22 protein-coding genes and 1 tRNA gene are annotated in these 24,629 nt (G+C 59.5%); 3 read left to right on the plus strand and 20 right to left on the minus strand.

What is annotated here, in order from left to right; translation table 11 throughout:
• Nucleotides 1-4: 4 nt before the first annotated feature.
• The 6 genes from ACR0MQ_RS13425 to ACR0MQ_RS13450 form a co-directional block, all read right to left on the minus strand.
• Nucleotides 5-778 (minus strand): L-iditol 2-dehydrogenase, encoded by a 774-nt coding sequence (locus tag ACR0MQ_RS13425; protein WP_480608734.1) that lies wholly within the window; start codon nt 776-778, stop codon nt 5-7.
• Entirely contained in the window at nt 775-1,779 is a 1,005-nt protein-coding gene (locus ACR0MQ_RS13430; RefSeq protein WP_480608736.1) for an ABC transporter ATP-binding protein, read from the minus strand. The genes ACR0MQ_RS13425 and ACR0MQ_RS13430 overlap by 4 nt, the downstream gene beginning before the upstream one ends.
• A gap of 13 nt (nt 1,780-1,792) precedes the next feature.
• On the minus strand, nt 1,793-2,626 hold the full coding sequence (locus ACR0MQ_RS13435) for a carbohydrate ABC transporter permease (protein ID WP_480608738.1): 834 nt from the start codon (nt 2,624-2,626) through the stop codon (nt 1,793-1,795).
• 11 nt (nt 2,627-2,637) lie between these two features.
• Nucleotides 2,638-3,510, minus strand: a complete 873-nt coding sequence (locus tag ACR0MQ_RS13440; protein ID WP_480608740.1) for a carbohydrate ABC transporter permease — start codon at nt 3,508-3,510, stop codon at nt 2,638-2,640.
• Between the two features lie 131 nt (nt 3,511-3,641).
• Nucleotides 3,642-4,970 carry an ABC transporter substrate-binding protein gene (locus tag ACR0MQ_RS13445; protein ID WP_480608742.1) on the minus strand — a complete coding sequence of 443 codons (1,329 nt, stop codon included), beginning with the start codon at nt 4,968-4,970 and terminating at the stop codon, nt 3,642-3,644.
• 109 nt (nt 4,971-5,079) lie between these two features.
• Complete coding sequence (locus ACR0MQ_RS13450; RefSeq protein WP_480608744.1) at nt 5,080-6,126, minus strand: LacI family DNA-binding transcriptional regulator; 1,047 nt, start codon at nt 6,124-6,126, stop codon at nt 5,080-5,082.
• A gap of 120 nt (nt 6,127-6,246) precedes the next feature.
• Between ACR0MQ_RS13450 and ACR0MQ_RS13455 the strand changes: the two genes are divergently transcribed.
• Nucleotides 6,247-7,203 (plus strand): carbohydrate kinase family protein, encoded by a 957-nt coding sequence (locus ACR0MQ_RS13455; RefSeq protein WP_480608746.1) that lies wholly within the window; start codon nt 6,247-6,249, stop codon nt 7,201-7,203.
• Nucleotides 7,200-8,462: a class II D-tagatose-bisphosphate aldolase non-catalytic subunit gene (locus tag ACR0MQ_RS13460; RefSeq protein ID WP_480608748.1), complete on the plus strand. Its 1,263-nt coding sequence runs from the start codon at nt 7,200-7,202 to the stop codon at nt 8,460-8,462. The genes ACR0MQ_RS13455 and ACR0MQ_RS13460 overlap by 4 nt, the downstream gene beginning before the upstream one ends.
• A gap of 445 nt (nt 8,463-8,907) precedes the next feature.
• Here ACR0MQ_RS13460 and ACR0MQ_RS13465 read toward each other — a convergent pair.
• From ACR0MQ_RS13465 to ACR0MQ_RS13505, 9 genes are all read right to left on the minus strand, one after another.
• Nucleotides 8,908-8,982: transfer RNA gene (locus ACR0MQ_RS13465), tRNA-Phe, on the minus strand.
• Nucleotides 8,983-9,061: 79 nt separating this feature from the next.
• Complete coding sequence (locus tag ACR0MQ_RS13470; RefSeq protein ID WP_170475659.1) at nt 9,062-9,244, minus strand: DNA gyrase inhibitor YacG; 183 nt, start codon at nt 9,242-9,244, stop codon at nt 9,062-9,064.
• Nucleotides 9,241-10,263, minus strand: coding sequence for a ribonuclease E/G (locus ACR0MQ_RS13475; protein ID WP_480608750.1), 1,023 nt, complete (start codon nt 10,261-10,263; stop codon nt 9,241-9,243). The genes ACR0MQ_RS13470 and ACR0MQ_RS13475 overlap by 4 nt, the downstream gene beginning before the upstream one ends.
• Nucleotides 10,260-10,838 carry a Maf family protein gene (locus ACR0MQ_RS13480; protein ID WP_480608752.1) on the minus strand — a complete coding sequence of 193 codons (579 nt, stop codon included), beginning with the start codon at nt 10,836-10,838 and terminating at the stop codon, nt 10,260-10,262. Before ACR0MQ_RS13480 ends, ACR0MQ_RS13475 begins: the two co-directional genes overlap by 4 nt.
• A 10-nt stretch (nt 10,839-10,848) precedes the next feature.
• On the minus strand, nt 10,849-11,067 hold the full coding sequence (gene infA, locus ACR0MQ_RS13485; RefSeq protein WP_005978431.1) for a translation initiation factor IF-1: 219 nt from the start codon (nt 11,065-11,067) through the stop codon (nt 10,849-10,851).
• A 90-nt stretch (nt 11,068-11,157) separates the two neighbouring features.
• Nucleotides 11,158-12,033 carry a carbon-nitrogen hydrolase family protein gene (locus tag ACR0MQ_RS13490; protein ID WP_480608754.1) on the minus strand — a complete coding sequence of 292 codons (876 nt, stop codon included), beginning with the start codon at nt 12,031-12,033 and terminating at the stop codon, nt 11,158-11,160.
• A gap of 292 nt (nt 12,034-12,325) precedes the next feature.
• The gene (locus ACR0MQ_RS13495) at nt 12,326-12,670 is read right to left on the minus strand and encodes a DUF427 domain-containing protein (RefSeq protein ID WP_170475667.1); all 345 of its coding nucleotides are present in this window, start codon (nt 12,668-12,670) and stop codon (nt 12,326-12,328) included.
• A 63-nt stretch (nt 12,671-12,733) separates the two neighbouring features.
• Nucleotides 12,734-14,524: an aminopeptidase P family protein gene (locus ACR0MQ_RS13500; protein ID WP_170771171.1), complete on the minus strand. Its 1,791-nt coding sequence runs from the start codon at nt 14,522-14,524 to the stop codon at nt 12,734-12,736.
• Nucleotides 14,525-14,595: 71 nt separating this feature from the next.
• Nucleotides 14,596-15,810 (minus strand): alpha/beta hydrolase, encoded by a 1,215-nt coding sequence (locus tag ACR0MQ_RS13505; protein ID WP_170776855.1) that lies wholly within the window; start codon nt 15,808-15,810, stop codon nt 14,596-14,598.
• Between the two features lie 97 nt (nt 15,811-15,907).
• Between ACR0MQ_RS13505 and ACR0MQ_RS13510 the strand changes: the two genes are divergently transcribed.
• Complete coding sequence (locus tag ACR0MQ_RS13510; protein ID WP_170771166.1) at nt 15,908-16,069, plus strand: hypothetical protein; 162 nt, start codon at nt 15,908-15,910, stop codon at nt 16,067-16,069.
• Here the strand turns inward: ACR0MQ_RS13510 and cobT are convergent.
• From cobT to ACR0MQ_RS13535, 5 genes are all read right to left on the minus strand, one after another.
• A complete protein-coding gene (gene cobT / locus ACR0MQ_RS13515) occupies nt 16,066-17,943 on the minus strand; it encodes a cobaltochelatase subunit CobT (RefSeq protein ID WP_480608756.1) in 1,878 nt (625 codons plus the stop codon). The two genes, ACR0MQ_RS13510 and cobT, sit on opposite strands and share 4 nt — an antisense overlap.
• Nucleotides 17,940-18,641: an aspartate/glutamate racemase family protein gene (locus ACR0MQ_RS13520; protein ID WP_170771163.1), complete on the minus strand. Its 702-nt coding sequence runs from the start codon at nt 18,639-18,641 to the stop codon at nt 17,940-17,942. Before ACR0MQ_RS13520 ends, cobT begins: the two co-directional genes overlap by 4 nt.
• Before the next feature lie 13 nt (nt 18,642-18,654).
• A complete protein-coding gene (gene cobS, locus ACR0MQ_RS13525) occupies nt 18,655-19,641 on the minus strand; it encodes a cobaltochelatase subunit CobS (RefSeq protein ID WP_480608758.1) in 987 nt (328 codons plus the stop codon).
• Nucleotides 19,642-19,786: 145 nt separating this feature from the next.
• The gene (locus tag ACR0MQ_RS13530; RefSeq protein WP_480608760.1) at nt 19,787-23,134 is read right to left on the minus strand and encodes an error-prone DNA polymerase; all 3,348 of its coding nucleotides are present in this window, start codon (nt 23,132-23,134) and stop codon (nt 19,787-19,789) included.
• Nucleotides 23,131-24,606 (minus strand): Y-family DNA polymerase, encoded by a 1,476-nt coding sequence (locus tag ACR0MQ_RS13535; RefSeq protein WP_170771159.1) that lies wholly within the window; start codon nt 24,604-24,606, stop codon nt 23,131-23,133. The genes ACR0MQ_RS13530 and ACR0MQ_RS13535 overlap by 4 nt, the downstream gene beginning before the upstream one ends.
• Nucleotides 24,607-24,629: the final 23 nt, after the last annotated feature.

Consider the following 24,629-nt stretch of genomic DNA (forward strand, 5'->3'; position numbering starts at 1 on the left):
CACGTCAGCTCATCCACTGGCCGCCATCGACGTTGTAGGTCTGTGACACGACATAGTCCGATGCGGAGGAGGCAAGAAAGACCGCCATCGGCGCCAGATCCTCGGGAACCGCGAAACGGCCCGCTGGAACGCCCGCTTCCACTTCGGCCTTCTTCTGGCCCGGTGCCTTGCCCTCAAGTGTCGCAAACATCTGGTCCACATGGACCCAGTGTTCGCCGTCCACGACACCGGGCGCGATCGCGTTCACGTTGATGCCGTGTTTGATCAGGTTCAGGCCTGCCGATTGGGTCATGGAGATGACCGCGGCCTTGGTCGAGCAATAAACCAGCACCAATTCCTCACCACGCCGACCGGCCTGGCTTGCCATGTTGATGATCTTGCCGCCGTGGCCTTGTCTGATCATCTGGCGGGCGGCGGCCTGCATGGTGAACAAGGTGCCCGCAACATTCACTGCATAAAGCCGGTCATAGCTTTCGCGCGTGATATCGACGGTTTCCGCCGCATCGAACAGGGCCGCGTTATTGACAAGGATGTCCAGTTTCCCGGCCTCTGCCACAACTCCGGCGATGGCGGAGTCGATACTGTCCTGATCTGCAACATCCACCTGCAACGGATAGGCCGCATCGCCGATCTGGCTGGCGGTTTCACGGGCCGCCTCAAAATTGATGTCGGCAATCGCGACGCGAGCGCCCTCGGCGACGTAGGCCTCGGCAAAGCCGCGGCCAATTCCGCGCGCCGCCCCGGTGATCAGCGCGGATTTTCCTTCCAGGCATTTCATGAAATGTGCAGGCCTTTCTTGTCGAACTTGTGAATCATCGCCTCGTTTGGCGTCAGGAAAACCGTGTCGCCATGCCTGACCGCCACGTCGCCATCGGCGCGCACGGTCATCGGGTCACAGCCCGGGATGCCGTGGATGTGGATGAAGGTGTCCGAACCCAGATGCTCGGCCACGCCGACGGTACCCTGCCATTGGCCGTCGCTCATTGAAACGTCGATATGTTCAGGCCTGATCCCGATGGTTTCGGCCCCGTGCTTGGCGGCTTCCTCCCCATGGAGGAAGTTCATCTTCGGGCTGCCAATGAACCCGGCCACAAAAATGTTGCGCGGGTTGTGGTACAGCTCCAATGGGCTGCCGACCTGTTCGATCACGCCGGCCTGCAGAACGACGATCTTGTCGGCCATTGTCATGGCTTCGACCTGATCGTGGGTCACGTAGATCATCGTGGTGTCGAGCTTTTTGTGCAGTTCCGAGATTTCCATCCGCATTCCCACGCGCAAGGCTGCGTCCAGATTGGAAAGCGGTTCGTCGAACAGAAAGGCGGCCGGTTCGCGCACGATGGCCCGTCCGATGGCAACGCGCTGACGCTGGCCGCCGGAAAGCTGACCGGGTTTGCGGTCGAGATAGTCCGTCAGGTTCAGCGCCTTTGCTGCCGAAGCAATGCGCCTGTCCTGCTCGTCATGGCTCATCTTGGCCATGCGCATGGGAAAGGCGATGTTCTTCCTGACCGACATATGCGGATAAAGCGCGTAGGATTGGAACACCATTGCCAATCCCCGTTTCGCGGGCGGCGTCGATGTTGCATCGGTGCCGTCGATCTCGATTGTGCCTGAAGTTGTGTCTTCCAACCCGGCAATCAGGCGCAAGAGCGTCGACTTCCCGCACCCTGACGGGCCGACAAAGACGACGAAATCGCCATCTTCGATTTCCAGATCCAGCGGCGGGATGACTTCCACATCGCCGAATTTTTTCTGAACCTGTTTAAGCTGTATCCGCCCCATTTTTGTGTTTTCCCTATTTCACAGCGCCGAAGGTCAGGCCGCGGACGAGTTGTTTCTGGCTGAACCAGCCCATGATCAGGATCGGCGCAATTGCCATGATCGAGGCGGCGCTCAGCTTGGCATAGAAAAGCCCCTCGGGGCTGGAATAGCTGGCAATGAAAGCCGTCAGGGGGGCTGCGTTCGCGGCCGTAAGGTTGATCGTCCAGAAAGCTTCGTTCCATGCCAGGATGATGTTCAACAGAACGGTCGAGGCCATGCCCGGGATCGCCATGGGCGTCAGCACGTAAAGAACTTCCTCGCGCAGCCCCGCGCCATCCATCCGGGCGGCTTCCAGAATTTCGCCGGGGATTTCCTTGAAATACGTGTAGAGCATCCAGATGATGATCGGCAGGTTGATCAGCATCAGGACGATGGTCAGGCCGAACCGGCTGTCCAGGAGGCCCGTGTCGCGGAAAAGCAGATAGATCGGCACCAGCACACCGACCGGCGGCAGCATCTTTGTCGACAGCATCCACATCAGCACGTTCTTCGTATGCTTGGACGGGACAAACGCCATCGACCAGGCCGCTGGAACCGCGATCAAAAGGCCGAGGAACGTCGAGCCGACGGAAATGATGACCGAATTGGAGAAGTGCTTGAAATAGTCGGAGCGGGCCTGAACCGTGCCGAAGCTCTCCATCGTCCAGCCAGATCCGAACAGGATCTCCAGCGGCGCCCGGATCGCATCCTCTTCGGTCTTGAAGGCCAGGATGAGGATCCAGAGGATCGGGAAGAACATCAGGAAGCCGAGGGTTCCCGCGACGGCGGTGTTTCCAAGCTTGGTTCTGGTCGAAACTGCGCGTGCCATGCTCCCCTCCCTCAGGCGTCCAGGTTCTTGCCGATCATCCGCATCAGGAAGATCGCAACGATATTGGCGAGGATGATGGCGATGACGCCCCCGGCGCTGCCCATGCCCACGTCAAACTGCAACAGCGACGAGACATAGATCAGGTAGGTCAGGTTCGTAGTTGCCGTGCCGGGGCCGCCGTTCGTCGTGACAAGGATCTCGGCGAAGATGGACAGCAGAAAGATCGTCTGGATCAGGATCACCACGGTGATCGCCCGCGCCAGATGCGGCAGCATGATGAACAGGAAGCGGTTCCACCAGTTCGCGCCGTCCATTTCGGCGGCTTCCAACTGTTCCTGATCCAGCGATTGAAGCGCGGTCAGAAGGATCAGCGTCGCAAAGGGCAGCCACATCCAGGACACGATGAAGATGATTGATGCCAGCGGGTATTGGCCGAAAAAGTCAATCGGTTGAAGTCCAAGGCTGGTGGCAAGGTTCCCGAATATCCCGTTCACCGGGTTCATGAACATGTTCTTCCAGACCAGCGCGGACACCGTCGGCATCACGAAGAAGGGCGCGATGACCATGATGCGGATCAGGCCCGTCGCGAACATCGGCTTGTCCAACAAAAGCGCAAAGCAAATGCCGCCGATGGTCGTGATGCACAGAATGCCGCCGACCATCGCAAGCGTGTTCCAGATCGCCGCCTTGAAGCTGGGGTCCGTGACGAACCAGTAGTAGTTCTCCCACCCCGCAAAGGGTGTGGCGCCCGGTTGCAAGAGGTTGTAGCGCAGGAACGAGAAATAGACCGTCATGCAAAGCGGCACGAGCATCCAGCCGAGCAGTAACAGAACGGCGGGCGAGATCATCAATCTGGCGGCGGATCTGGAGGCCTTTGTTGCCATGCTGTGCTCTCCTGAGGGATTTCTGTTTCAGCCCTTTGGGAAAAGCCGTCTCGGCCCTTGCCAAAGCACTGATACGATATGACGACGAAACGGGCCGAGGTCCAAGACCCCGGCCCATTCAGGGAGGATGGTTACTTGATGTAACCGGCTTTGGTCATTTCACGCACCGCGAACTGCTGGCTGTTGGCCAGAGCCTGCTCGACCGTTTGTTGCCCTGCCAGGGCCGCCGCAACCTGCTGACCGACATAGTTGCCGATGCCCTGGAATTCGGGGATCGCGACGAACTGAACACCGGTATATGGTACCGGGTCGCGTGTCGGGTCTGCCGGGTCGACCGAGAAAATTGCGTTCTTGATGGTCTCGGCAAAGGGTGCGGCTTCCAGAAGACGCGGATCGTCGTGGATCGAGGCACGCGTGCCGCTCGGGACGGCGACCCAACCCTTGGTCTCGCCAACCATCTGGAAGTATTCCTTCGAGGTCGCCCACTTCAGGAAGTCCTTGGCGGTGTCCGCCTTGGTCGAACTTGCCGGGATGGCCAGCGCCCAGGACCAGAACCAACCTGTGCCCTTGTCGGTCGCCTGCATCGGCGCCTGGAAGAAGTCGGTCTTGTCGGCAACCGAAGATGTCGCCGGGTTGCGCACGTCATTGGCGGCGGATGTCGCATCGACCCAGGTCGCGCATTTGCCATCCTTGAACAGCGCGCGGTTTTCGTTGTGGCCGTTGGCCGAGGCACCCGGAGGTCCGTACTTGGTCATCAGGTCGACGTAGTAGGTGATCGCCGCGTTCCATTCGGGCGAATCGAGCTGCGGGTTCCAGTCCATGTCGAACCAGCGCGCTCCAAAGGCGTTGGCCAAAGTGCCGACAAACGCCATGTTCTCGCCCCAACCGGCCTTGCCGCGCTGGCATGTGCCATAGATGCCGTTGTCGGGATCGTGTGCGGCGGCGGCCATCTCCATAAACTCGTCATAGGTCGGCTGCCCTTCCGGCACCGCGATGCCCTTGTCGGCAAAAACGTCCGTCCGATAGAAGGTAAAGGACGTCTCGGAATAAAGCGGAACCGCATAGAGGTTGCCGCCTGCCGAAAGGCCGTTGCGCACAAGCTGGAAGATATCTTCCAGATCATAGTCCGCGTCATCGCCGAAATCGTTCAGCGAGGTCAGCCAGCCATTCGCGCCCCAGATCGGCGCTTCATAGGCACCGATGAACATGATGTCGAAAGACCCACCGTTCGTGGCAATGTCCTGGGTCGTGCGCTGGCGCAGAACGTTTTCTTCCAGAACAACCCAGTTGATCGAATTGCCCGTCGCTTCTTCCCACTGTGGGGCAAGCTCCTGCATGACGATCATGTCAGCGTTGTTGACGGTGGCGATTGTGATTTCTTCTGCAAGGGCCGTGGACGCGAAAGCTGCCGCAAACCCAAAGCCGACTGCCGTGTTGAGCAGTGTGCGCTTCAAAGACATGAAGTCCCCCCTTTTTTACACATGTAAATAATTGCGCGAGCGTGGCAGCGAGTCAAGAATTCTTTTACACATGTAAAACAATGCCGATCCGTCAATGCTGGCGCGAGATTCAGGCCGACTCGCGAATCTTGAGCGTGGCCTCCCTGAAGATCGAAACCGGCTTGTCGGTACGCTCGCCCCGGATGCGCTCTGCCAGCACGCGCACGGCATCTTCACCAATTCCGGTGATGTCCTGCGCGGCCGTTGTGATGGCAGGGTACATGTATTGGCTGAGAGGATGATCATCGTGCCCAGCAATTCGAAGGCCCCCTGGGGCGTTTGGGTGGTTGGCAAACAGACCGTGCTTGTTTGCCGCGCGGATCGCCCCGATCGCAATGCGGTCATTGGCGCAAAGGATGGTATCCGACAGATGCTTCTGGCGGCTGAAGGCCTGATCCATCACGCCAAGGCCATAGGCCTCGAATTCCCACGAATCGGGCGCGCCTTCCGTATTCAAAAGCCTTGGCTCAAAGCCAAGTGCGCGCATCGTTTCGGAATAGGCGTTTTCGCGTTCCATCGCGTTGGAGTTGAGTTTTGGCATTCCCAGGAACAATGGAGGAGTCCCTGTGCGGGACAGGTATTCCACAATAGATGCAATGCTTTGTGTGTTATCTGTTCCCACGAAATCGGCGCCTTCAATCCGTTCGGCGGGACGCGAGTCGGTAAAGACGATCGGGAAATCTGCTTGCGCAATCCGCAGCACCTCGGTCGAACTTTCCAAACCCAATGGCGCGATGATCGCCCCATCAGCATTCATCGACCGTAGCCGCGCAAGCGCCTGGATTTCTCCCTCGGCCTCGCCATCCGAGCTTTGCGTGATCACTGTGAAGCCGACAGAGCGGGCGGCGCTTTCTATTGCCTTCAGAAGGCTCGTGAAAAACAGGTCGTTGTAATAAGGAATGATAACGCCCACCAGGCCCGACCGCTTTCTGTTCTGACGAGTGGCAATGAAATTATAGACATAGTCGACCTCGTCCAGCCGCTCCCTGATCTTCTGTGACGTGCTGGCGCGGACAGACGAGGGATCCTGAAAATAACGGGACAATGTCGGGCGCGAAATGCCGATGGCTTCCGACAACTCTTTCATTGTGCCGATCTTTCTCTTACTCTTAGCCATCTGCCGAACGCCTTTCTGTGCCAGCCTGCATCGAGACTCATAATCGAGCAGTGCCTTCAGATCAACTTTGACACATGTAAAGAATAAGTCTACACACTTTCTCCAAACAGGAGAGAACCCGTGTCGGACAACCGGACAATTGCGGCCATAGGCGAGATCCTCGTCGAGTTTGTATCGCATCGGAAGAATTGTGCTCTGGAGCAGATTGCCGACTATTCCGGCCCCTATCCCAGTGGTGCGCCGGCGATCTTTCTGGATCAAGCCGCCCGTATGGGGGCCAGAACCAAAATGATCGGTGGCGTCGGCGATGACGGGTTCGGGCGCAGCGTGCTGCAACGGCTCGAAGCCGACGGCGTCGGAGTCGATGGCATACGTATCTCGCAAGACCACAGTACCGGCGTCGCCTTCGTCTCTTACTATGACAGTGGAGATCGTGATTTCATCTTCCATCTGTCTGGAACCGCGGCCGATACCTTCGAGGTTCCTGCGTTTACCGATCCCGCGGGAACCGTCCTCCATGTTTCGGCCTCCTCGCTCGGCGTTGCCTCGATGCGCGACAAGATACTGAGCGCCGTGCGCATCGTGTTGGACGCAGGCGGCTGGATCACATGCGATCCGAACTCACGCCCGGAACTGATGCGCGATCCCTCGGCCATGGATGCGGTCCGCGAGGTCATGGACCGCAGCTATTGCCTTCTTCCCAGCACAAGTGATCTTCAATTCCTGTACCCCGATCTGGACGAAGACGCCGCCGTCCAGCGACTTCTCGACGCGAAGGCCGAAGTGATTGCAATCAAACGCGGTGCCAAAGGGGCGACGATCGTTGGCCGGGGCGAACGGCACGACTTTCCGGGATATTCCGTGGATGAAATCGATCCGACTGGCGCGGGCGACGGATTCTGCGGAACCTTTGTCGCCCTTCTGGCGCAAGGTGCGTCGCTTTTCGAGGCAGGCCAGCACGCCAATGCCGCCGGTGCCATTGCTGTCACCCGCCGCGGTCCGATGGAAGGCAATTCCACTCCTGCCGAGATTGCCGATTTTCTTGACAGCGCAACACCAACGGAGCGGCGCGCATGAGCCTTGTCCACGACCTGATCGCCAGAAACCGGGGCGGCGAGCCTATTGGCCTTCCCTGTTTTTGCACCGCGAATGAACATGTGCTGCGCGCTGTTCTTTCATATGCTGCCAGAACAGGGGTGCCCACGGTGATCGAGGCGACCTGCAATCAGGTCAATCAGGAGGGCGGCTATGCCGGCATGACGCCGCAGGATTTCATAGCCTGGCTCAGGGGAATGGCGCGTGAGGCCGGCGTGCCCATGGATCAGCTTGTTCTCGGCGGTGATCACCTTGGTCCCAATCCGTGGCGGGCTGAGCCGCTTGATCTAGCCATGGAAAAGGCCCGCGAGTTGGTCAAACTCTATGTCGAAGCTGGTTTCACAAAAATTCACCTGGATGCCAGCATGGCTTGCGGTGGGGAGCCGAACCCCAGCTTCGAACAAATCGCCGAGCGGGCCGCCGACCTATGCGCGGTGGCCGAGGCATACGCACCCGACCCGTGCAAACTGATCTATGTTATCGGAACCGAAGTCCCCGTTCCCGGCGGCGAAAGCGAGGAGCCTGACGTGCTCGACGTCACCTCAGTTGCGCGTTTCGAGAACACCATCCAGACGCACCGCGATGCCTGGACCGCCCGAGGATTGGACGCCGCCTGGTCGCGCATCGTCTCTGTCGTGACGCAACCCGGCGTGGATTTCGGACACACGTCGATCTATCCCTTTCAGCCAGAGAAGGCCAAACCTCTGGCGGATGCCATCCTGTCCCAGGACGGACTGACATTCGAGGCGCATTCGACAGATTACCAATCGACCCAAGCCCTGTCTGATCTGGTCAGAAACCACTTCTTTTTCCTGAAAGTCGGCCCCGAAATGACGTTCCGGTTCCGCGAGGCGGTCTGGGCTCTTGCAGCAATCGAAGACCAGATCGAACCGGATCGCCGTTTGAGCATCCGTGAAGTCTTGCTTGAACGGATGAATGCACAACCGGAGTTCTGGCAGGACTATTACAGCGGCACCAGTCAGGCGTTGGAGACGCTGAAAATCTTCAGCTACAGTGATCGTATTCGCTACTACTGGACCGACAACACTGTCGCTACGGCGCTGACATCCCTGTTGAGCTCATTCGAAAGGCACCCTCTGCCGGAAACGCTTGTGTCTCAGGCGTTCTTGGGGTTGGAGTTTGGTGAAATGCCAACCGATCCTGCGACCCTGATCGAACGCCACATACAACGTTGCGTCGCCCGCTACTTCGAGGCAGCCGGTCAACCATTCCTCTTTTGAAAATAGCCGCCCGGTTTTGCATGTGCTTAACGTGCCAGACAGCTTCCGTTCTGGCGGCGCAAGAGATCGGCAGGTTTGCTCCGCATCTCGCCATTCTGTCCCGGCAGCAGCGAAAGTGTGATTTGGTACAGGCCAAACCGACACACTTGAACGACTGCTTCGGTGAAATGTGCCGCGTCGCAACAACATACTGGCTGCACGCGCGAGAAAATGCTGCGTCAGCGAAGCAGCAAAATCGAATGGCGGCAAAGTCCGCACACCCGTCGTTGGTGTGCATTCGTTCGAACGTCCGCTTTTGCGACCGACCCGCGCCAAAACAAATTGATTAAACCGAACGCTGGCTCCGGCAAGCGAAGTGCAAAACATCATAGGTGGACAGATGGGTGGATAGATTTCCAATAGAAATGTATAAATCTATGATTTTAAGTGACTTTTTATTATTTAGTGGTGCCCGGGGGCGGAATCGAACCACCGACACGAGGATTTTCAATCCACTGCTCTACCCCTGAGCTACCCGGGCACGGGAATGGCGTTTGCCATTGGGTGGAGGCCTTCTATGACTTGCCACAGGCAGTGTCCAGAGGCTTTTTGACATTTTTTCAATGCGGGCGTGGCGTGGGGCTTTCGGTTGGTTCCGAAGTCGTCTCGGCGTCTTCTTCACGTTGCGATGGCACCGCATAGGAGCCGTTCAGCCACTTTGCCAAATCGATATCCGCGCAGCGTTTCGAGCAGAATGGGCGAAAGGCTTGCAGCGTGTTTTCTCCGCAGATGGGGCAGCTCATTTCAGGATCTCCGTCAATGGGATACGACCACGTTTGCGCTGAAGTTCGAAATGTCCCAGGGGTGTCCAACCGGCCAGGATTGTCTCGTCAGGATCGGACTTGAATGCCGACCGTAAGGCAGATTCGAAACCTCTCCGGTCTTTCTTGGGCATCGGTGCGAGGTCCAGCGTGATTTGACCTCCCAGCCCGCGCACGCGCAGGGCGCGCGGCAGGGTTTTGGCGCAGGCGAAGTTAGCCTTGGTCCCAGCAGCCAGAGACGTGTCGGGACCGGTGTTCACATCCACAGTGACCAAGGCGCGGGTCGGTTGGATATAGAGGTGTCCCCCACCGGGCAGCGCTTCGGAAATCCCCTGTGCGGTGTCAAGCGCGTCCAGCACGCCATGGTCTTCGAAACCACCAGATGCGGTCACGACCTCGGCCGGATCCGTCCAATCGCGCCAAGCCAGGATATGTGGGCCATCGCCCTCACTGAGCAATTCGGGTTCTGTGCCTGAGTCACTTAGCACCTGCTCGGCCAGCGCAAGCATGGCCGAGATATCCTCAGCGATCTCACCTGGATCGGCTCCTTGGCAACATGAGCGTAAGATCAGGCCGTGCGGGCTGTCGCCCATGTGTTCATGAGCGATTTCAAGCAGTTGGTCGCGTACATCTTCATCCCGGATACGGCGCGAGATGTTCAAGCCGGGAGCGTCGGGTGTCACGATTGCATAGCGGCTTTTGAACAGGATGCGGTTTGTGACGGGGATGGCTTTGCCGGGCTCGGCATACCCAGTCACCTGCACCAAAAGGAGCGCGCCGGGGACCAACCCTTTGACCTGTCTCAGAAACATCGGGCCATCGGGGGTGGTCAGAAACATGCCGCCCTGACCTTTGACCGGGCGATCCGCACGGGCACGGTAGATCGTGCCGGGTGCCGGGGCATCTGCGGCGATAAGGAAATCGTCGAGGATGCCATCTACCATCAGGGCTGCAGCTTCGTGTCCCTGAATGTGATCCAGAATGATGGTACGGCCCTTCATGATGCCTCGCGATATAGGGGATAGCCGATGCCTTGCAGCAGTGCGGCAGTTTCGGACAAAGGCAGGCCGACGATACCGGTGAACGAGCCTGAAATCCATGGGATGAAAGCACCAGCAGGGCCCTGAATTGCATAGGCTCCGGCCTTGCCCTGCCAGTCATCCGTCGCAAGATAGGCATTGATTTCGGTATTTGACAGCCGCTTCACCTTGACCTGAGAAACCACGTCGCGCTGGAGAATTTTGTCGCCGCGCCGCACCGCGACCGAGGTGATCACCCGATGGCGTCGGCCGGATAGTGCGTGCAGAAATTCGGCAGCCTGTCCTGCATCTTCGGGTTTGCCAAGAATACGGCGGCCCAGTGCGACCGTTGTGTCGGCGCATAGGGTGATATCATCACTATCTGCCTGAACAGCCTGAACTTTTTGCCTTGTGATGCGGCCGCAATAGGGGGCTGGCAGCTCGCCTTTCAGCGGCGTTTCATCGATATCCGGCGCACGGATCGCATCGGGCTGAACGCCAAGCTGCGCCAGCAGGTCCAGCCGCCTTGGGCTGCCCGATCCGAGGATAAACGCCATGTGTCGGGCGTTACTTGAAGCGGTAGTTGATCCGACCCTTGGTCAGATCATAAGGGGTCATTTCGACCTGAACTTTGTCGCCGGCCAGAACACGGATGCGGTTCTTGCGCATCTTGCCTGCCGTATGTGCGATGATCTCATGGCCGTTTTCCAGCTCGACCCGAAACGTCGCATTAGGCAGGAGTTCCTTCACGACACCGGGAAATTCGAGCGTATCTTCCTTGGCCATGTTGTCTCCATCATTACGTTGCACCTGCAGAATCTGCAGTTCGTGCGCTTAAATGAGCCTATTCCGGCCTTATTTCAAGGGCGAAGTCACCTAAAGAGGTGATATTGTGACTGAATCGACTCGGGCATCTTGCTCGGCCCAATGGGTGCGGTTCAACACACGACCGTCCGCACGGACGTTTGCGATTGCGGACCGGTCGACCTCGGCATAGGTCCAGCCGGCTGTATTCAGAGTGCCTTCGGCAAGCACACCCGTCGGCGGGAACCCGATATCGGGCGGGCCAAACACGCCGCCCATACCGGTATTCATGTCTACCGCTTCAGACCATTCATTGCCGCCAACCAATGATGACATTACCGTAACGCATTGATTCTCAAGAGCGCGGGACATGGCGCCAATCCGCACGCGCCAATAACCGGACAGGGCTTCGGTACAGGATGGAACGAGGATCAGATCGGCCTCGCTCAGCGCGCGACCCAAGAGCGGGAACTCACCGTCATAGCAGATGAGAATGCCGATTTTACCCAATGCGGTATCGAACAGTTTCAACGGACCACCTGGGGCGATGTCCCAGACCTCGCGCTCGAACCGTGTCATGATCTGCTTGTCCTGATGGTCGCGGCGACCATCAGGAGCGTAGAGGACTGCGCGGTTCACTGGACGGCCTGATCCGTCGATCACCGGGGCTGACGCACCCAGAATGTATGCATTGTACGTCATCGCCAGGCGGGAATGTATGTCTTGTACATCTTCCATCCGGTCGGAAACGGCGTGGATAGAACGTTCAAGATTACCTGCCACCTTGGGACCATCGAGTGTCGACAACTCCATCGCACCATACTCGGGGAACACGAGAAGATTGGAACCATGACTTACGGCTTCGGAAACCCACGCCTCAACTTTGTCTTCATATTGCGCCCAACTGTCGAGCCAATTCAGGTTGTAAGCAGCAGTTGCGATTTTCATTCATTTTCCCCGTTTTGCAGCGTGTCGGATCTCTGGGCCGCAAATTACGGCGGACCAATACAAGCATTATGTTGCTCGTTACGGATCATCAAACCTCGGGAGCCACGAGGCCAGACCCGGACCGAAGCATTCCCTACTAGATCGTAGAACCGGCCGCCAACATTCCGCGAGCAGGAATATCGATGCTCTGGCTATCTTCGAGTACGCCCGATCTTGGCACCAAGATGGAGTGGACAGTCAGCTTTGGTGGGCATCGAACACATCAATTGTAAAGCAGAGGCAAATTTTGAACCTAAATTCGTTCAACTTTGACCGAGTCTTCGGGATAAAACGCCAGATGGTTCTTAATTTCGGCGATGGTATCGAGTGGATTCTCATAGCTCCACGCCGCGTTTTTAGTGACTGATGATTTGTTCACGATCGAGAAATGCGTGGCCTCCCCCTTGCCTTCGCATTGGGTAACTTTGTTGGTGCGATCCAGAAAAGCCATAGCGATATCCGTGCGCGGAAAATAGATGACCGGGTCTTTATCACCCTCAAGCAATTCCAGCGCAGCTGTGGTTTCACCTAGAATTGCGCCGCCTGAACGCACGCTCCATTTACCCGGCGCTTTGCGAATTGTGATGGTGTCTGTCATTCCTGTTCCTTCCCTTGTCGGTTCGGGGCTTCTCCTCTGCCCAAACTATGTAACATCCCGGTGTCAGACCGGCGCAGTTGCGGCATCCAACCACAGTTGAGCGGCGTCGCCCAGCCTTGGTCTGACTTTTTCTACGACTTCACTGTGATAGGTGTTCAGCCAGGCGCGTTCTTCACGTGTCAGCATGTCGACCAGGATCAGACGCCGGTCGATCGGTACAAATGTCAGCGTCCGCCAGTTCAGCATGGCCCGTTCGTCATCGCCACTGGGCAGGGCGGGGGCATCCTCCACGACGACGAGGTTTTCCAGACGGATGCCAAAGGCGCCCTCGCGATAATATCCCGGCTCGTTCGACAGGATCATTCCCGGCTCAAGCGGGACGTGGCTGACCCGTGACAGGCGCTGAGGACCTTCATGCACACTGAGATAGGTGCCGACCCCATGCCCGACCCCGTGGTTGAAATCCTGCCCGGCCAGCCACAGAGGCAGCCGTGCGACGCATTCGATATCACGCCCGGCCAGACCAACAGGCCAGCGCAGCATCGACATGGCGATCATGCCTTTGAGGACGCGGGTGAAGCATGCTTTTTCCTCATCCCCGACATCGCCGATCGCAATCGTGCGGGTGATATCGGTGGTGCCGTCCAGATATTGCCCACCGCTGTCCAGCACCAGCAGGTGACCGTTTTCCAACCGACTGTCTGTTTCTTCAGTCACCCGGTAATGCATGATGGCACCGTTTGGTCCAGTGCCCGCGATGGTGTCGAACGAGATATCCTGCAGGGCGTTATCGCGGCGGCGGCTTTCTTCCAGCTTGGTGACCACTTGGGTCTCGGTCAGGCTGCCCGGGGTCTGCGCGTCCAGCCAGCAGAGCAGTTCCACCACTGCTGCAGCATCGCGCAGATGTGCCTCGGCGGTGCCAGCGATTTCGGCCGGATTCTTGCGGGCTTTGGGCAAGGCGCAGGGATCGCCGCCGTCTACCAAACGGTTCCCCAACGTATCCGCCACGATTTGCGGAACCGTATTTGGATCAACCTGCACCTTGCCTTCTAGCGCCTCGACTGCCTTCAGGAATGTGTCGGGCTCGTGCTCGGTAACCTTGTCGCCCAAATGATCCTTTATCTCGGACAGCTTGGCGGCGGCCATGAACAGGTCAACGCGACCATCGCCGTGCAGGATGGCGAACCCATGCGCCACCGGATTATACGCGATGTCCGAGCCCCGAATGTTCAGCAGCCACATGATCGAATCCGGGAGGGTGATCACAGCTGCCGCGTGCCCCTCATTCTGCAATTCGGCGGCGAGGCGTTTGATCTTGTCTTCGGCGCTTTCACCCGCAAATTCAATCGGATGCACTCTGACCGGATTCATGGGAGGGGCGGGTTGATCGGCCCAAATCCGATCCACGAGGTTATCGCAGCGCAGCAGCTCAACCCCGCTGCCCTCAAGCTCTTTCTGCGCAGATGAAATCTGGCCTGCCGCGTGAAGCCATGGGTCAAACCCGACCTTTCCGCCATCTGGTAGCTGTTCTTTCAACCACGCGCTTAGGCTGACATCGGGCCACGGGACCGGCGTGTAGTCTTCAGCGACCTGCGCCTTCACCTGCGTGCGATAGCGTCCATCAATGAAGACCCCCGCAATATCCGTGAGTGCCGCGCAAAACCCTGCAGACCCTGTGAATCCGGTGAGCCAGGACAGACGTTCATCCCGAGGGGCCACATATTCCCCTTGATGGGCGTCTGCGCGGGGGACCAGAAAACCTTGCAAACCTTCGCGCGCCAATTCTTCACGCAAAGCGGCCAGTCGTGGTGGACCTTGCTCTGGGCGTGCGGTCACTTCGAAACTCTGGAACATGGGCGGCCTCTTCGGGTGGATTTGGATGCGGTGAAACCTGAGGGCTGCGCCAAAGAATGTCCAGCGCCGGATCAGCTATCCGAGGGCGCTCCAAGAAATTCGATGAGACTTTGCATGTAGATCTCGTAGGCGGGGTTTCCGGGCAGCGGAATCTGATTGGCGGTTTCAAGGATCACGAGCGAGGCGTTTGGAATGCCTGCAGCCAGTTTTCGTGCCTCAGTCAGAGGGTGAACTTCGGTGTGGCGTCCGTGCAGGATCAGGGTTGGGCAAGTGATCTCGGATAGCAAATGCAGGGCGGATGTGCTGTTTCCGATGTCTCGATACAAAAGCTTTTGCTCACGCGAATAAAGCGCCTGCATCTCTTGCACCATGTGCCGAACATCATCGAGCGGACCGTCGGGAAAGTAACTGAGCGTTGAGCCCATTGCGTATCCGCCGCCCGGTGTTTGCCAGCCTTCTGCAATGAGTGTTCGGATGGAATCGGGTTGTTTCGTATTGGCCCGGTGGTCGCGCCCTTCGGCCCAGCCGCCAGCGATCACCAGCTTATCAACTCGATCCGAATGCCGCGCTGCGAAATGCAGGGCTGGGAAGGTTCCCCCAAACTCGCCGATGATCGAGAAACGCTCGAACCCGGCGGCATTGGTCACGGCCAGAATTTCCTGGATCCTGAGGTCAAAGACGGCTTGATGGTCCGAGTTGGAGCTTACTCCGTGATCCTTGTTGTAGCGCAGCAGGCGGAATTGCTTGGCCATATCCATCAACCGGGTGCGTTCAGAAGATAAGCGCCATTCGGCTTCCAGATCATGAATGACCGAGCCGATGCGAAGAACGGGGTGACCACTGCCCGATAGCGAATAGGGGATTGGCCGGTCATCGCTGCCTTGGGCATAACGCAGTTTCTGGGTCTGGCTGTTCTCGTCCGAGTTTGAACCAGCGTCGCTTTTGACCTCGGCTGTCATCTGCAATCCGCGTCGGACGATTGTTCGAATGATCCGTCGTGACTTGCCATCATCACCAACAGCCCGACGGGCCGCTGCAATGCGTGCACTGATCGTTGAATCCGAGACAAACCGGCCGTTCCAGACCCGATCGATGATCTCTTCTCGGACAACCAGTTTACCGGGGCTTTCAGCCAGCAATTCCAGCAGATCAAAGACCTGCGGTTCGACCCGCACGGTCTCGCCGCCCCGCAGCAATACGTGGCGGTCCACATCAAGAACACAGTCTGCAAACTCATATCGCATGGGCTGAATACACTCTGTTTCGGCGCAGGCCTCAAGTTTCAATGATTATCCCAAGGAATTCTCGGGGGTTTCTCAGGATCGCCTTCAAGCGGGCGCGCGGCATAGTGACCACATTGGAAGCAACAGACAGGAGATCAAGATGATGCTTCCCTTTGACACCGCGTTATTGCACCACCCGGCTGCCCGTCATCGGCCAAGCCTATCCCGCCCGCGCGCTGAACCCTCGGGCAGGGCGATAACCATGCCCAATTGGCTGGTCATTCTGGTGCTTCGTTTGACGGCGCAGGGCGGGCGGGCTTAGCTGGCCCGCTTCATCCCCATGACCCGCGCCCGTGCGCGGGGATCGCTGTCGAAGAGCGCTGCCAATTGCTCGGTCATGGCTCCGGCCAGTTGTTCCACATCGGTGATGGTCACGGCGCGGTCATAATACCGCGTCACGTCATGACCGATGCCGATGGCCAGCAATTCGACCATCTTGCGTTTTTCGACCATGGCGATCACGTCGCGCAGGTGCTTTTCAAGATAGTTCGCCGGGTTCACGCTAAGCGTGGAATCATCGACTGGCGCGCCATCGGAAATCACCATCAGGATCTTGCGGGCCTCGCGCCGGGCCAACATCCGGCGATGCGCCCATTCCAGAGCTTCACCGTCGATGTTTTCCTTCAGCAGGCCTTCTTTCATCATCAGCCCCAGATTGGGCCGCGCACGCCGCCATGGGGCATCGGCGCCCTTGTAGATGATATGGCGCAGGTCGTTCAGACGCCCCGGTTGCTGCGGGCGGCCATCGTTCAGCCACGCCTCACGCGCCTGACCGCCTTTCCACGCGCGGGTGGTAAAGCCCAGAATCTCGACCTTGACGTTGCAGCGTTCCAGCGTTCGGGCCAGAACATCCGCGCAGATCGCGGCGATCGAAATCGGACGTCCGCGCATCGAGCCCGAGTTGTCCAAAAGCAGCGTCACTACGGTATCGCGAAACTCGGTGTCTTTCTCGACCTTGAAACTCAACGGTGTGGTCGGGTTCGCCACCACGCGCGCCAGACGGCCTGCGTCCAGAATGCCTTCCTCGCGGTCGAACTCCCAGCTGCGATTCTGCTGCGCTTGCAGGCGGCGTTGCAGTTTGTTGGCGAGACGGCTGACCGCGCCCTTCAATGGCTCCAATTGCTGGTCCAGATAGGCGCGCAGGCGTTCCAGCTCGGCCGGTTCGGCAAGATCTTCGGCTGCTATCTCTTCGTCGTGGGTGTTCAGATAGATCTTGTAGTCCGGATCCGCCTCGGACGCAGGTGGCGGGGCAGGCGGCTCCAGAGGAGCCTCGCCCTCGGGCATTTCAGCCTCATCGCCCATCTCGTCTTCGGCCATCTCGTCCATCGAGACCTGGGCCTGAGACTGGTCTTGCTGCTCTTCCTGAGTTTGCTCAGGCGTCGCGTCGGCGTCCTGTTCGTCCTGATCATCCTGGCCGGTGCTATCGGGATCGGGCTGTTCTTCGGCATCTTCTTCGGCCTGATCTTCCTGCTCATCGTCCAGCTCATCAGGGTCCTCGCCCAGCTGGTCGCCATAGCCCAGATCCTTGATCATCTGGCGGGCAAACTTGGCAAATTCGGCCTGATCCGAAAGCACCTCATCAAGGTTTTCAAGCACGCCGCCGGCCTGTTCCTCGATAAATCCGCGCCACAGGTTCATGACATTCTCAGCCGCAGGCGGCATATCGCGCCCGGTGGCCAGATGCCGGATCAGATAGCCCGCCGCCACAGCCAATGGCGCATCCGCAGGCTGTTTGCACTGATCATAGCCACGCCGGATCGCCTCATGCCCGATCTTGACGTCGATATTCGACGCGGTGCCGGGCATGTCCCGCGCACCCATCGCCTCACACCGAGCGGTCTCCATCGCCTCATAAAGATCCCGTGCCATATCACCCGGAGGGGCATATCGCGCATGGGTCGCATCGTCGTGGTACTTACGCTGCAACGCCAGAGCATCCGCCGTGCCGCGCGCCAGCAGAACCTCTTCCCGCGTCATCCGGCGTGAGACTTGTGGCAGCCGCATGGACTCGCCGGACAGGCCCGAGGGGTCGACCGTGTAACTTACCGACAGTTCGGGGTCATCGGCCATGACCTTAGTGGCTTCGGCCAGCGCCTTTTTAAAAGGATCAGCAGGGTTGTCGTTTGGTTTACTCATCTGTCCGCCCCTGCTTCTTCAAGCGTCATTTCATCACTTGCCAGACGCGCCAGCATATCCACATGCACATCCAGCGCATCAATAACCTTATAGCCAGGCTCTTGCCCATCAAAGGCAAGGTTCAGATCTGTCCCGGCCAAAACGATGGCATCAGCATTCAAATCATCCACCATACGGCGACCTGCGTCCAGAAACAGCGCGCGATCCTGATCGGAGCAAACCCCGGCGACCGCCATGTCCTGATAGGTTTGTCCCAACACTTCGATCTCATCTTCCAACGCAACCGCCCGGGTCTGCCCAAGCTGACCATAAAGTTTGGTCTGCATCACAACACGCGTTCCCAGCAACCCAACAGTGCCAAACCCCTGTGAGGCGAAATACGCATCCAGAGGCTTTACAGCCGAAACAAGGGGCAACGAAGACAATGGCACGGCCTCATCATAGCAGAAATGCCCACCCAGCGACGTGATTGCGGCACAATCCGCACCTGCTGCCTTCAGGCGATCAATGAGCCCTGCGTAGACCTGCGCCTGTGAATCCCGTTCGTCCGCCAGATTGTTGCGGATCAATTCCCGCACATCCGCATGCACGATGGTCAGTTCCATCGGCTTTCCACGCGCCGCCATCGCCGCACTCAGGCGCTGATAATAAACCACCGTTGCAGCAACACCGATCCCGCCAATCAATCCGATATGCATGGCGGCCCCCCTGTCACCCCAGGCTGGCGCTCGCCGCGCTTTCTGGCAGTTCCTCATCAAAACAACGCTGATAGAACTCAGCTACGGTCTGGCGTTCCAGTTCGTCGCATTTGTTCAGGAAAGACAGGCGGAAGGCATAGCCGATGTTGCGGAAAATCTCGGCGTTTTGGGCCCAGTTGATCACGGTCCGCGGGCTCATGACGGTGGACAGATCGCCGTTCATGAAGGCAGTCCGGGTCAGGTCGGCGACGGTGACCATCTGGCTGACGGTCTTGCGGCCTTCGGCAGTGTTGTAACGCGGCGCTTTCGACAGCACGATCATCGTTTCCGCGTCGTGGCTGAGGTAGTTCAGCGTCGAGACCAGCGACCAGCGGTCCATCTGCGCCTGGTTGATCTGCTGTGTACCGTGATAGAGGCCGGTGGTGTCGCCCAAGCCCACGGTGTTTGCGGTCGCAAACAGGCGGAAATTCGGGTTCGGCGTGATGATTTCGTTCTGGTCCAGCAGAGTCAGCTTGCCGTCATGCTCCAGCACGCGCTGGATCACGAACATCACATCCGCACGGCCTGCATCGTATTCGTCGAACACGATGGCAACCGGGTTGCGCAGGGCCCAGGGCAGGATGCCTTCGTGGAACTCGGTGACCTGCTTGCCGTCGCGCAGCTTGATCGCATCCTTACCGATCAGGTCGATCCGGCTGATATGGCTGTCGAGGTTTACACGAACGGCGGGCCAGTTCAGACGCGCGGCGACCTGTTCGATATGGGTCGACTTACCGGTGCCGTGATAGCCCTGAATCATCACCCGGCGGTTATGGGTAAAGCCGGCAAGAATCGCCAATGTGGTTTCGGGGTCGAACTTGTAGGTCGGGTCGATGACCGGCACGCGGTCGCTGCGCTCGGCAAAGCCTTTGACTGCCATATCGCTGTCAATGCCAAACACCTCGCGAACCGAAATGTCCTCGGTGGGTTTTGCGTTGATGTCGATCGATCCGTCAGCCATGCGCCTTGTCCTTATCCTTTGGCCCGTTCACCGGGTTTGAACCCGTGTGTGGTGCAACATATTACGGGCAAGGGCAAGGGAAAGAGGCGGTCGGATCACGTTAGCCGGATGTTTCTTTGAAACTGGCCTTATGGCGGTGCGGGTTCTAGTGAAAATCCCGGCTTGGAAACAGCCGTTTGGCCTGTTCACGCGGATGGCGGGCGCTTGGGCCGTTCTGCCGGGGGCGCGGGGTGTCATCAGCTTGCGGTTGGGTGATGCCGATGGCCTCGTCTAGAGGATGCCCAAGCTCGGACAGTTTGTGCGACATATCGGTGATCTCTTGCGCGATCAGATGCACGACGATCCCCTCGCGCTGCAGATACCCGCGGACCTGCAACAGGCGCCCTCCCATCACGATGCGGCGAAACCGTTCATAGACCTTGGGCCAGACAACCACATTGCTGACGCCGGTTTCATCCTCAAGCGTCAGAAAGATCACGCCCGAGGCGGTTCCCGGCCGTTGGCGTGTGATCACCAGCCCGCACACGCTGTAGCGGCCCAGCGGGATGTCCTGCAGCGTGGCATGGGGCACAAGGCCGGGGATGGACGGGCGCAACAGCTCCATCGGGTGTGAACGTAGGGTCAGGCGAGTCGAGACATAGTCTTCGACCACTTCCTCGCCCAGATGCATGACCGGCAGGTTCACCTGTGGCTCGTTGATGCTTTCGCCATCGATGGGGTCATTGAACAGCGGCAGAGCGGTTCGGCTGCGGATGGCTTTGACATGCCACAGGGCGTCGCGCCGGGTCAGGTCCATGCCGGAAAACGCATCCGCCTCGGCCAGACGCGTCAGAACATCGGGGCGCAGCCCGGCCCGCAGCCACAACGTTTCGGGGTCCGGATAGCCATTACCGCGCGCGGCCACGATCCAATCCGCGTCTTCCTGCTTGAACCCCTTGATCTGGCGAAAACCCAGCCGCAGGGCCAGCGCCCCGTCAGCACGGCGTTCCAGCAGATTGTCCCATTCCGAGGCATTGACGCAGACCGGGCGGATCTCGACCCCATGCTCGCGCGCGTCGCGCACGATCTGGGCGGGGGCATAAAACCCCATGGGCTGCGAGTTCAGCAACGCACAGGCAAAGATCGCCGGGTGGTGGCATTTCATCCAGGCCGAGACATAGGCCAGCATGGCAAAAGCCGCCGCGTGGCTTTCGGGAAAGCCGTAATCGGCAAAGCCTTCGATCTGGCCAAAGCAGCGGTCGGCGACCTCGGGCGTATAGCCATTGTTCAGCATCCCCGCGATGAACTTGTCACGATATGTGCCAATCGTCCCCATGCGCCGGAACGAAGCCAAGGAGCGGCGCAGGTGGTCAGCCTCTTCCGCCGAAAAACCTGCGCCTACCACGGCGATTTGCAGGGCCTGTTCCTGAAACAGCGGTACGCCCAGCGTGCGCCGCGTCACCTCTTCCAAAGCGGGGCCGAAGGGTTCGGATTTTTCCAGCCCATTACGCCGCCGGATATAGGGCTGCACCATGTCGCCCTGAATAGGGCCGGGGCGGACGATGGCAACCTCGATCACCAGATCATAGAACTCGCGCGGCCTCATCCGGGGCAGGAAATTCATCTGTGCCCGGCTTTCGACCTGAAACACGCCCACCGCATCAGCGGCGCACAGCATGTCATAAGTCGCCGTATCCTCTTGCGGGACGGTGGCGATGCTGAGGGTTTCGCTGTTGTGTTGCTGCATCAGGTCAAACGCCTTGCGGATGCAGCTGAGCATCCCCAGCCCCAATATATCCACCTTCAGAATGCCAAGCGCATCGATGTCGTCCTTGTCCCACTCGATCACGGTGCGATCTTCCATCGCGGCGTTTTCAATCGGGCACAGCTCATCCAGCCGCCCTTTGGTGATGACGAACCCGCCCACATGTTGCGACAGGTGGCGCGGAAAGCCGATGATCTCGCCAATCAGGCGAACCGTCTGCATCAGGCGTCGGTCCTTGAGGTCGAGGCCCAGTTCCTGCAGCCTCTCGGCATCAACGCCGCCATTGCTCATCCCCCAGATCTGGCCGGACAGGCCTGCGGTGACGTCCTGAGACAGGCCCATCACCTTGCCCACCTCGCGGATTGCCGCGCGGGATCGGAAATGGATGACCGTGGCACAGAGGCCCGCGCGGTGGCGGCCATATTTCTCGTAAATCCACTGGATTACCTCTTCGCGCCGCTCGTGTTCGAAATCCACGTCGATATCCGGCGGCTCGCCCCGGTATTTCGAGACAAAACGCTCGAACACCATGGCGATCATGTCGGGACTGACATCGGTGATGCCCAGCAGATAACACAGGATCGAATTGGCGGCCGAGCCGCGCCCCTGACACAGAATGCCCTGCGAGCGGGCGAATTGCACAATGTCATGCACGGTCAGGAAATAGGCCGGGAAATCCAGATCGGCGACTAGGGCCAGTTCCTTTTTCATCAGGCTGATGGCCCTCTCAGACGGCCCATCGGGATAGCGTCGTTTCAGCCCCTGGCGGGCCAAACGTTCCAATCGCGCCAGCGGGGTTTCGGTACTGGCGATCTCGTCGGGGTATTCATAAGACAACTCAGTTAAGTCAAAGCTGCAGCGGTCGGCGATTTCCAGCGTGCGGCGCAGCGCGCCGGGGTGGTCCTGAAACAGCCGGGCCATATCCGCATAGCCTTTCAGCCGCCGTTCGGCATTGGGCAGGGCGCGGGTGCCGATCTGGTCAATCGTGATGTGTTCGCGCATGCAGGTCAGCACATCGGCCAGTTGGCGGCGGCTGCCACGGTGCATCAGCACATCGCCTACCGCCACCATGGGGGCCGAGGCCCGCAGCGCCGCCTGCGCACAGGCCGCCAGATAGGCCCGATCACTGCCGTCATAACGCGGCACCGCCCCCAGAAAGACCGCATTGGGGAATTGCCGCCGGACGGTCTGAATGTCGGGGATGGCCTGTTTCAACCCTGCCTGAGGCAGCGCGATCAGGATCATCCCCTGACAGGCCGCCAGCATGTCTTTCAGGTCCAGATGGCATTCCCCTTTCTCGGCCCGTCGCTTGCCCAGCGTCAGCAACCGGGTCAGCCGCTGATAGGCGGCGCGGTCGCGGGGCAGGGCCAGCCAGTGTACCGCGCTGTCGCGCAGAACCAGACGGCAGCCAACGATCAGCTTAGGCAAGGCGGGCACATCCGGTTTATCGATCGGCTGCACATGCCCGATCTCTTGCCGGGACGAGGAATCGAGGCGGTGTTGCGAGCGGATCTGAACCGCGCCTTCCGCCTCGCGCCGCAGCTCTTTCAATGCGCTCCAGCCCCGGACCACCCCGGCCAGAGAGTTCCGGTCGGTGATCGCGATGGCCTTCAGGCCCAGCTCTGCCGCGCGGGTCACCAGCTCTTCTGGGTGTGAGGCTCCGGTCAGGAAGGTGAAATTGGTGGTCACGCCCAGCTCGGCATAGCCGGGGTCCTGCGCGTGTGAGCTGGGCGGGTTCGGTTTGCTCATGCGAATTCCCCATGCACGAACCATCCCGGATTTTGCGGCGTATAATACAGCCACAATCGCCGCCCCTGCCAGGTTTCGACCTGCCAGTAATCGCGCAGGCCCGTGCGCCAGTTCTCATCCTCGAGCCACCATTCGGGGCAGATGCGTTCGGGGCCGGTTGAGCGGCCCGTGGTCAGCGACATCCGCCGCCAGCGAAAGCGGCGCGGCGGGTGCGGGCCCGATCCGGCGATGGGTTCCGGCGGAAACAGCTGCAGGGGGCGCGGACGCAGGGCGACCCACCCGCCTGCAGGGTCGGAATAGGCGGCGGGCGAGATGATAAAGCTGCGTTCGGGGATATGGCTTTGCGCGGGCAGCAGGCGGTGGATTTGTTCCAGCCCGATGCGGGTGCCGATGCGGGTGATCAGGTCGTCCAACTGATCTTTGTCCCGGCTTGCGGCGCGGCTGATCTGGCGCACAGGCAGGGGTTCCACCAGCGTGGCCTCGAGCCGCAGCTGATCGACGCCAAAGCCTGCATCCACCTCGGCCAATCCACGTTCGAACAGGGGGAGGATGCGGTACGGGTCACGCAGAGGGCGGGCTAGGCGCAGCTCGACCTGCTGGTGATCCTGATCCACCCGGCGCAAGGTCATGCACAGCTTGCGCGCGCCCATTTCCTGTGCTTTCAGCTTGTCGCAGAGCCGTTCCAGCAGCCGTTCCGCCCCGGCCATCATGTCGGACAGCAGCCCAATGGGCTCGGGCAGAGTCATGCGCACGCCGTAATGGGGCGGATTGGCCAGCGGTGTGATCTGTTCGGGTTGGTCCCCCAGTGCCTGATCCAGACGCATCAGCACCTCGGGGCCAAACCGGCGCGTCAATGGCGCGCGCGGGGTTTGCGCCAGCTCACCAATCCGACGCAGTCCCAGCCGTTGCAGCGCGACCGAGGTATCCTCATCCAGCCGCAGCGCTGCCACCGGCAAGGTGCGGATCGCTTTCAGCGTATCCTGGGTCGCGACCCCTTCGCCGTAATGCGCCAGGGCCCAGGCCGCGCCGCGTGTTGGGGCCAGACCGATCTGAACCGCCAGCCCGGCGCGGGCCAGACGCCTGCGCATGTCGGTCAGCATCATCTCTTCCCCGCCCGCAAGATGCGCCGATCCTGTGATGTCCAGAACCAACCCATCCTCACCCTCGAGCCCGACCCAGGGGCAATAGCGCGTGGCCCAGCGGCGCAGGGCGTGCAGAAACCGCTGATCCCCCTGCGGGTCGGCAGGATGGCTTTGCAGATCGGGGCAAAAGGCGCGGGCATCGGAATAGGGCATGCCGCTGTGCAGGCCTTGCCGCTGTGCCTGCACATTCAGGCAATACACCCGGTTTGCATTATTCTGTTTCAGCGTCAGAACAAACGGGCCATCCACCGGGCGCAGCCGCAAAGCCCGGTCGCTTGCCAGCCGGGGAAACCAGAGTGAAACGATGCGGCGCTGCATCCCGCCGAACATATAAACCCCCAAATGTTCTACAT

Source organism: Ruegeria sp. AN6 (assembly GCF_056540425.1).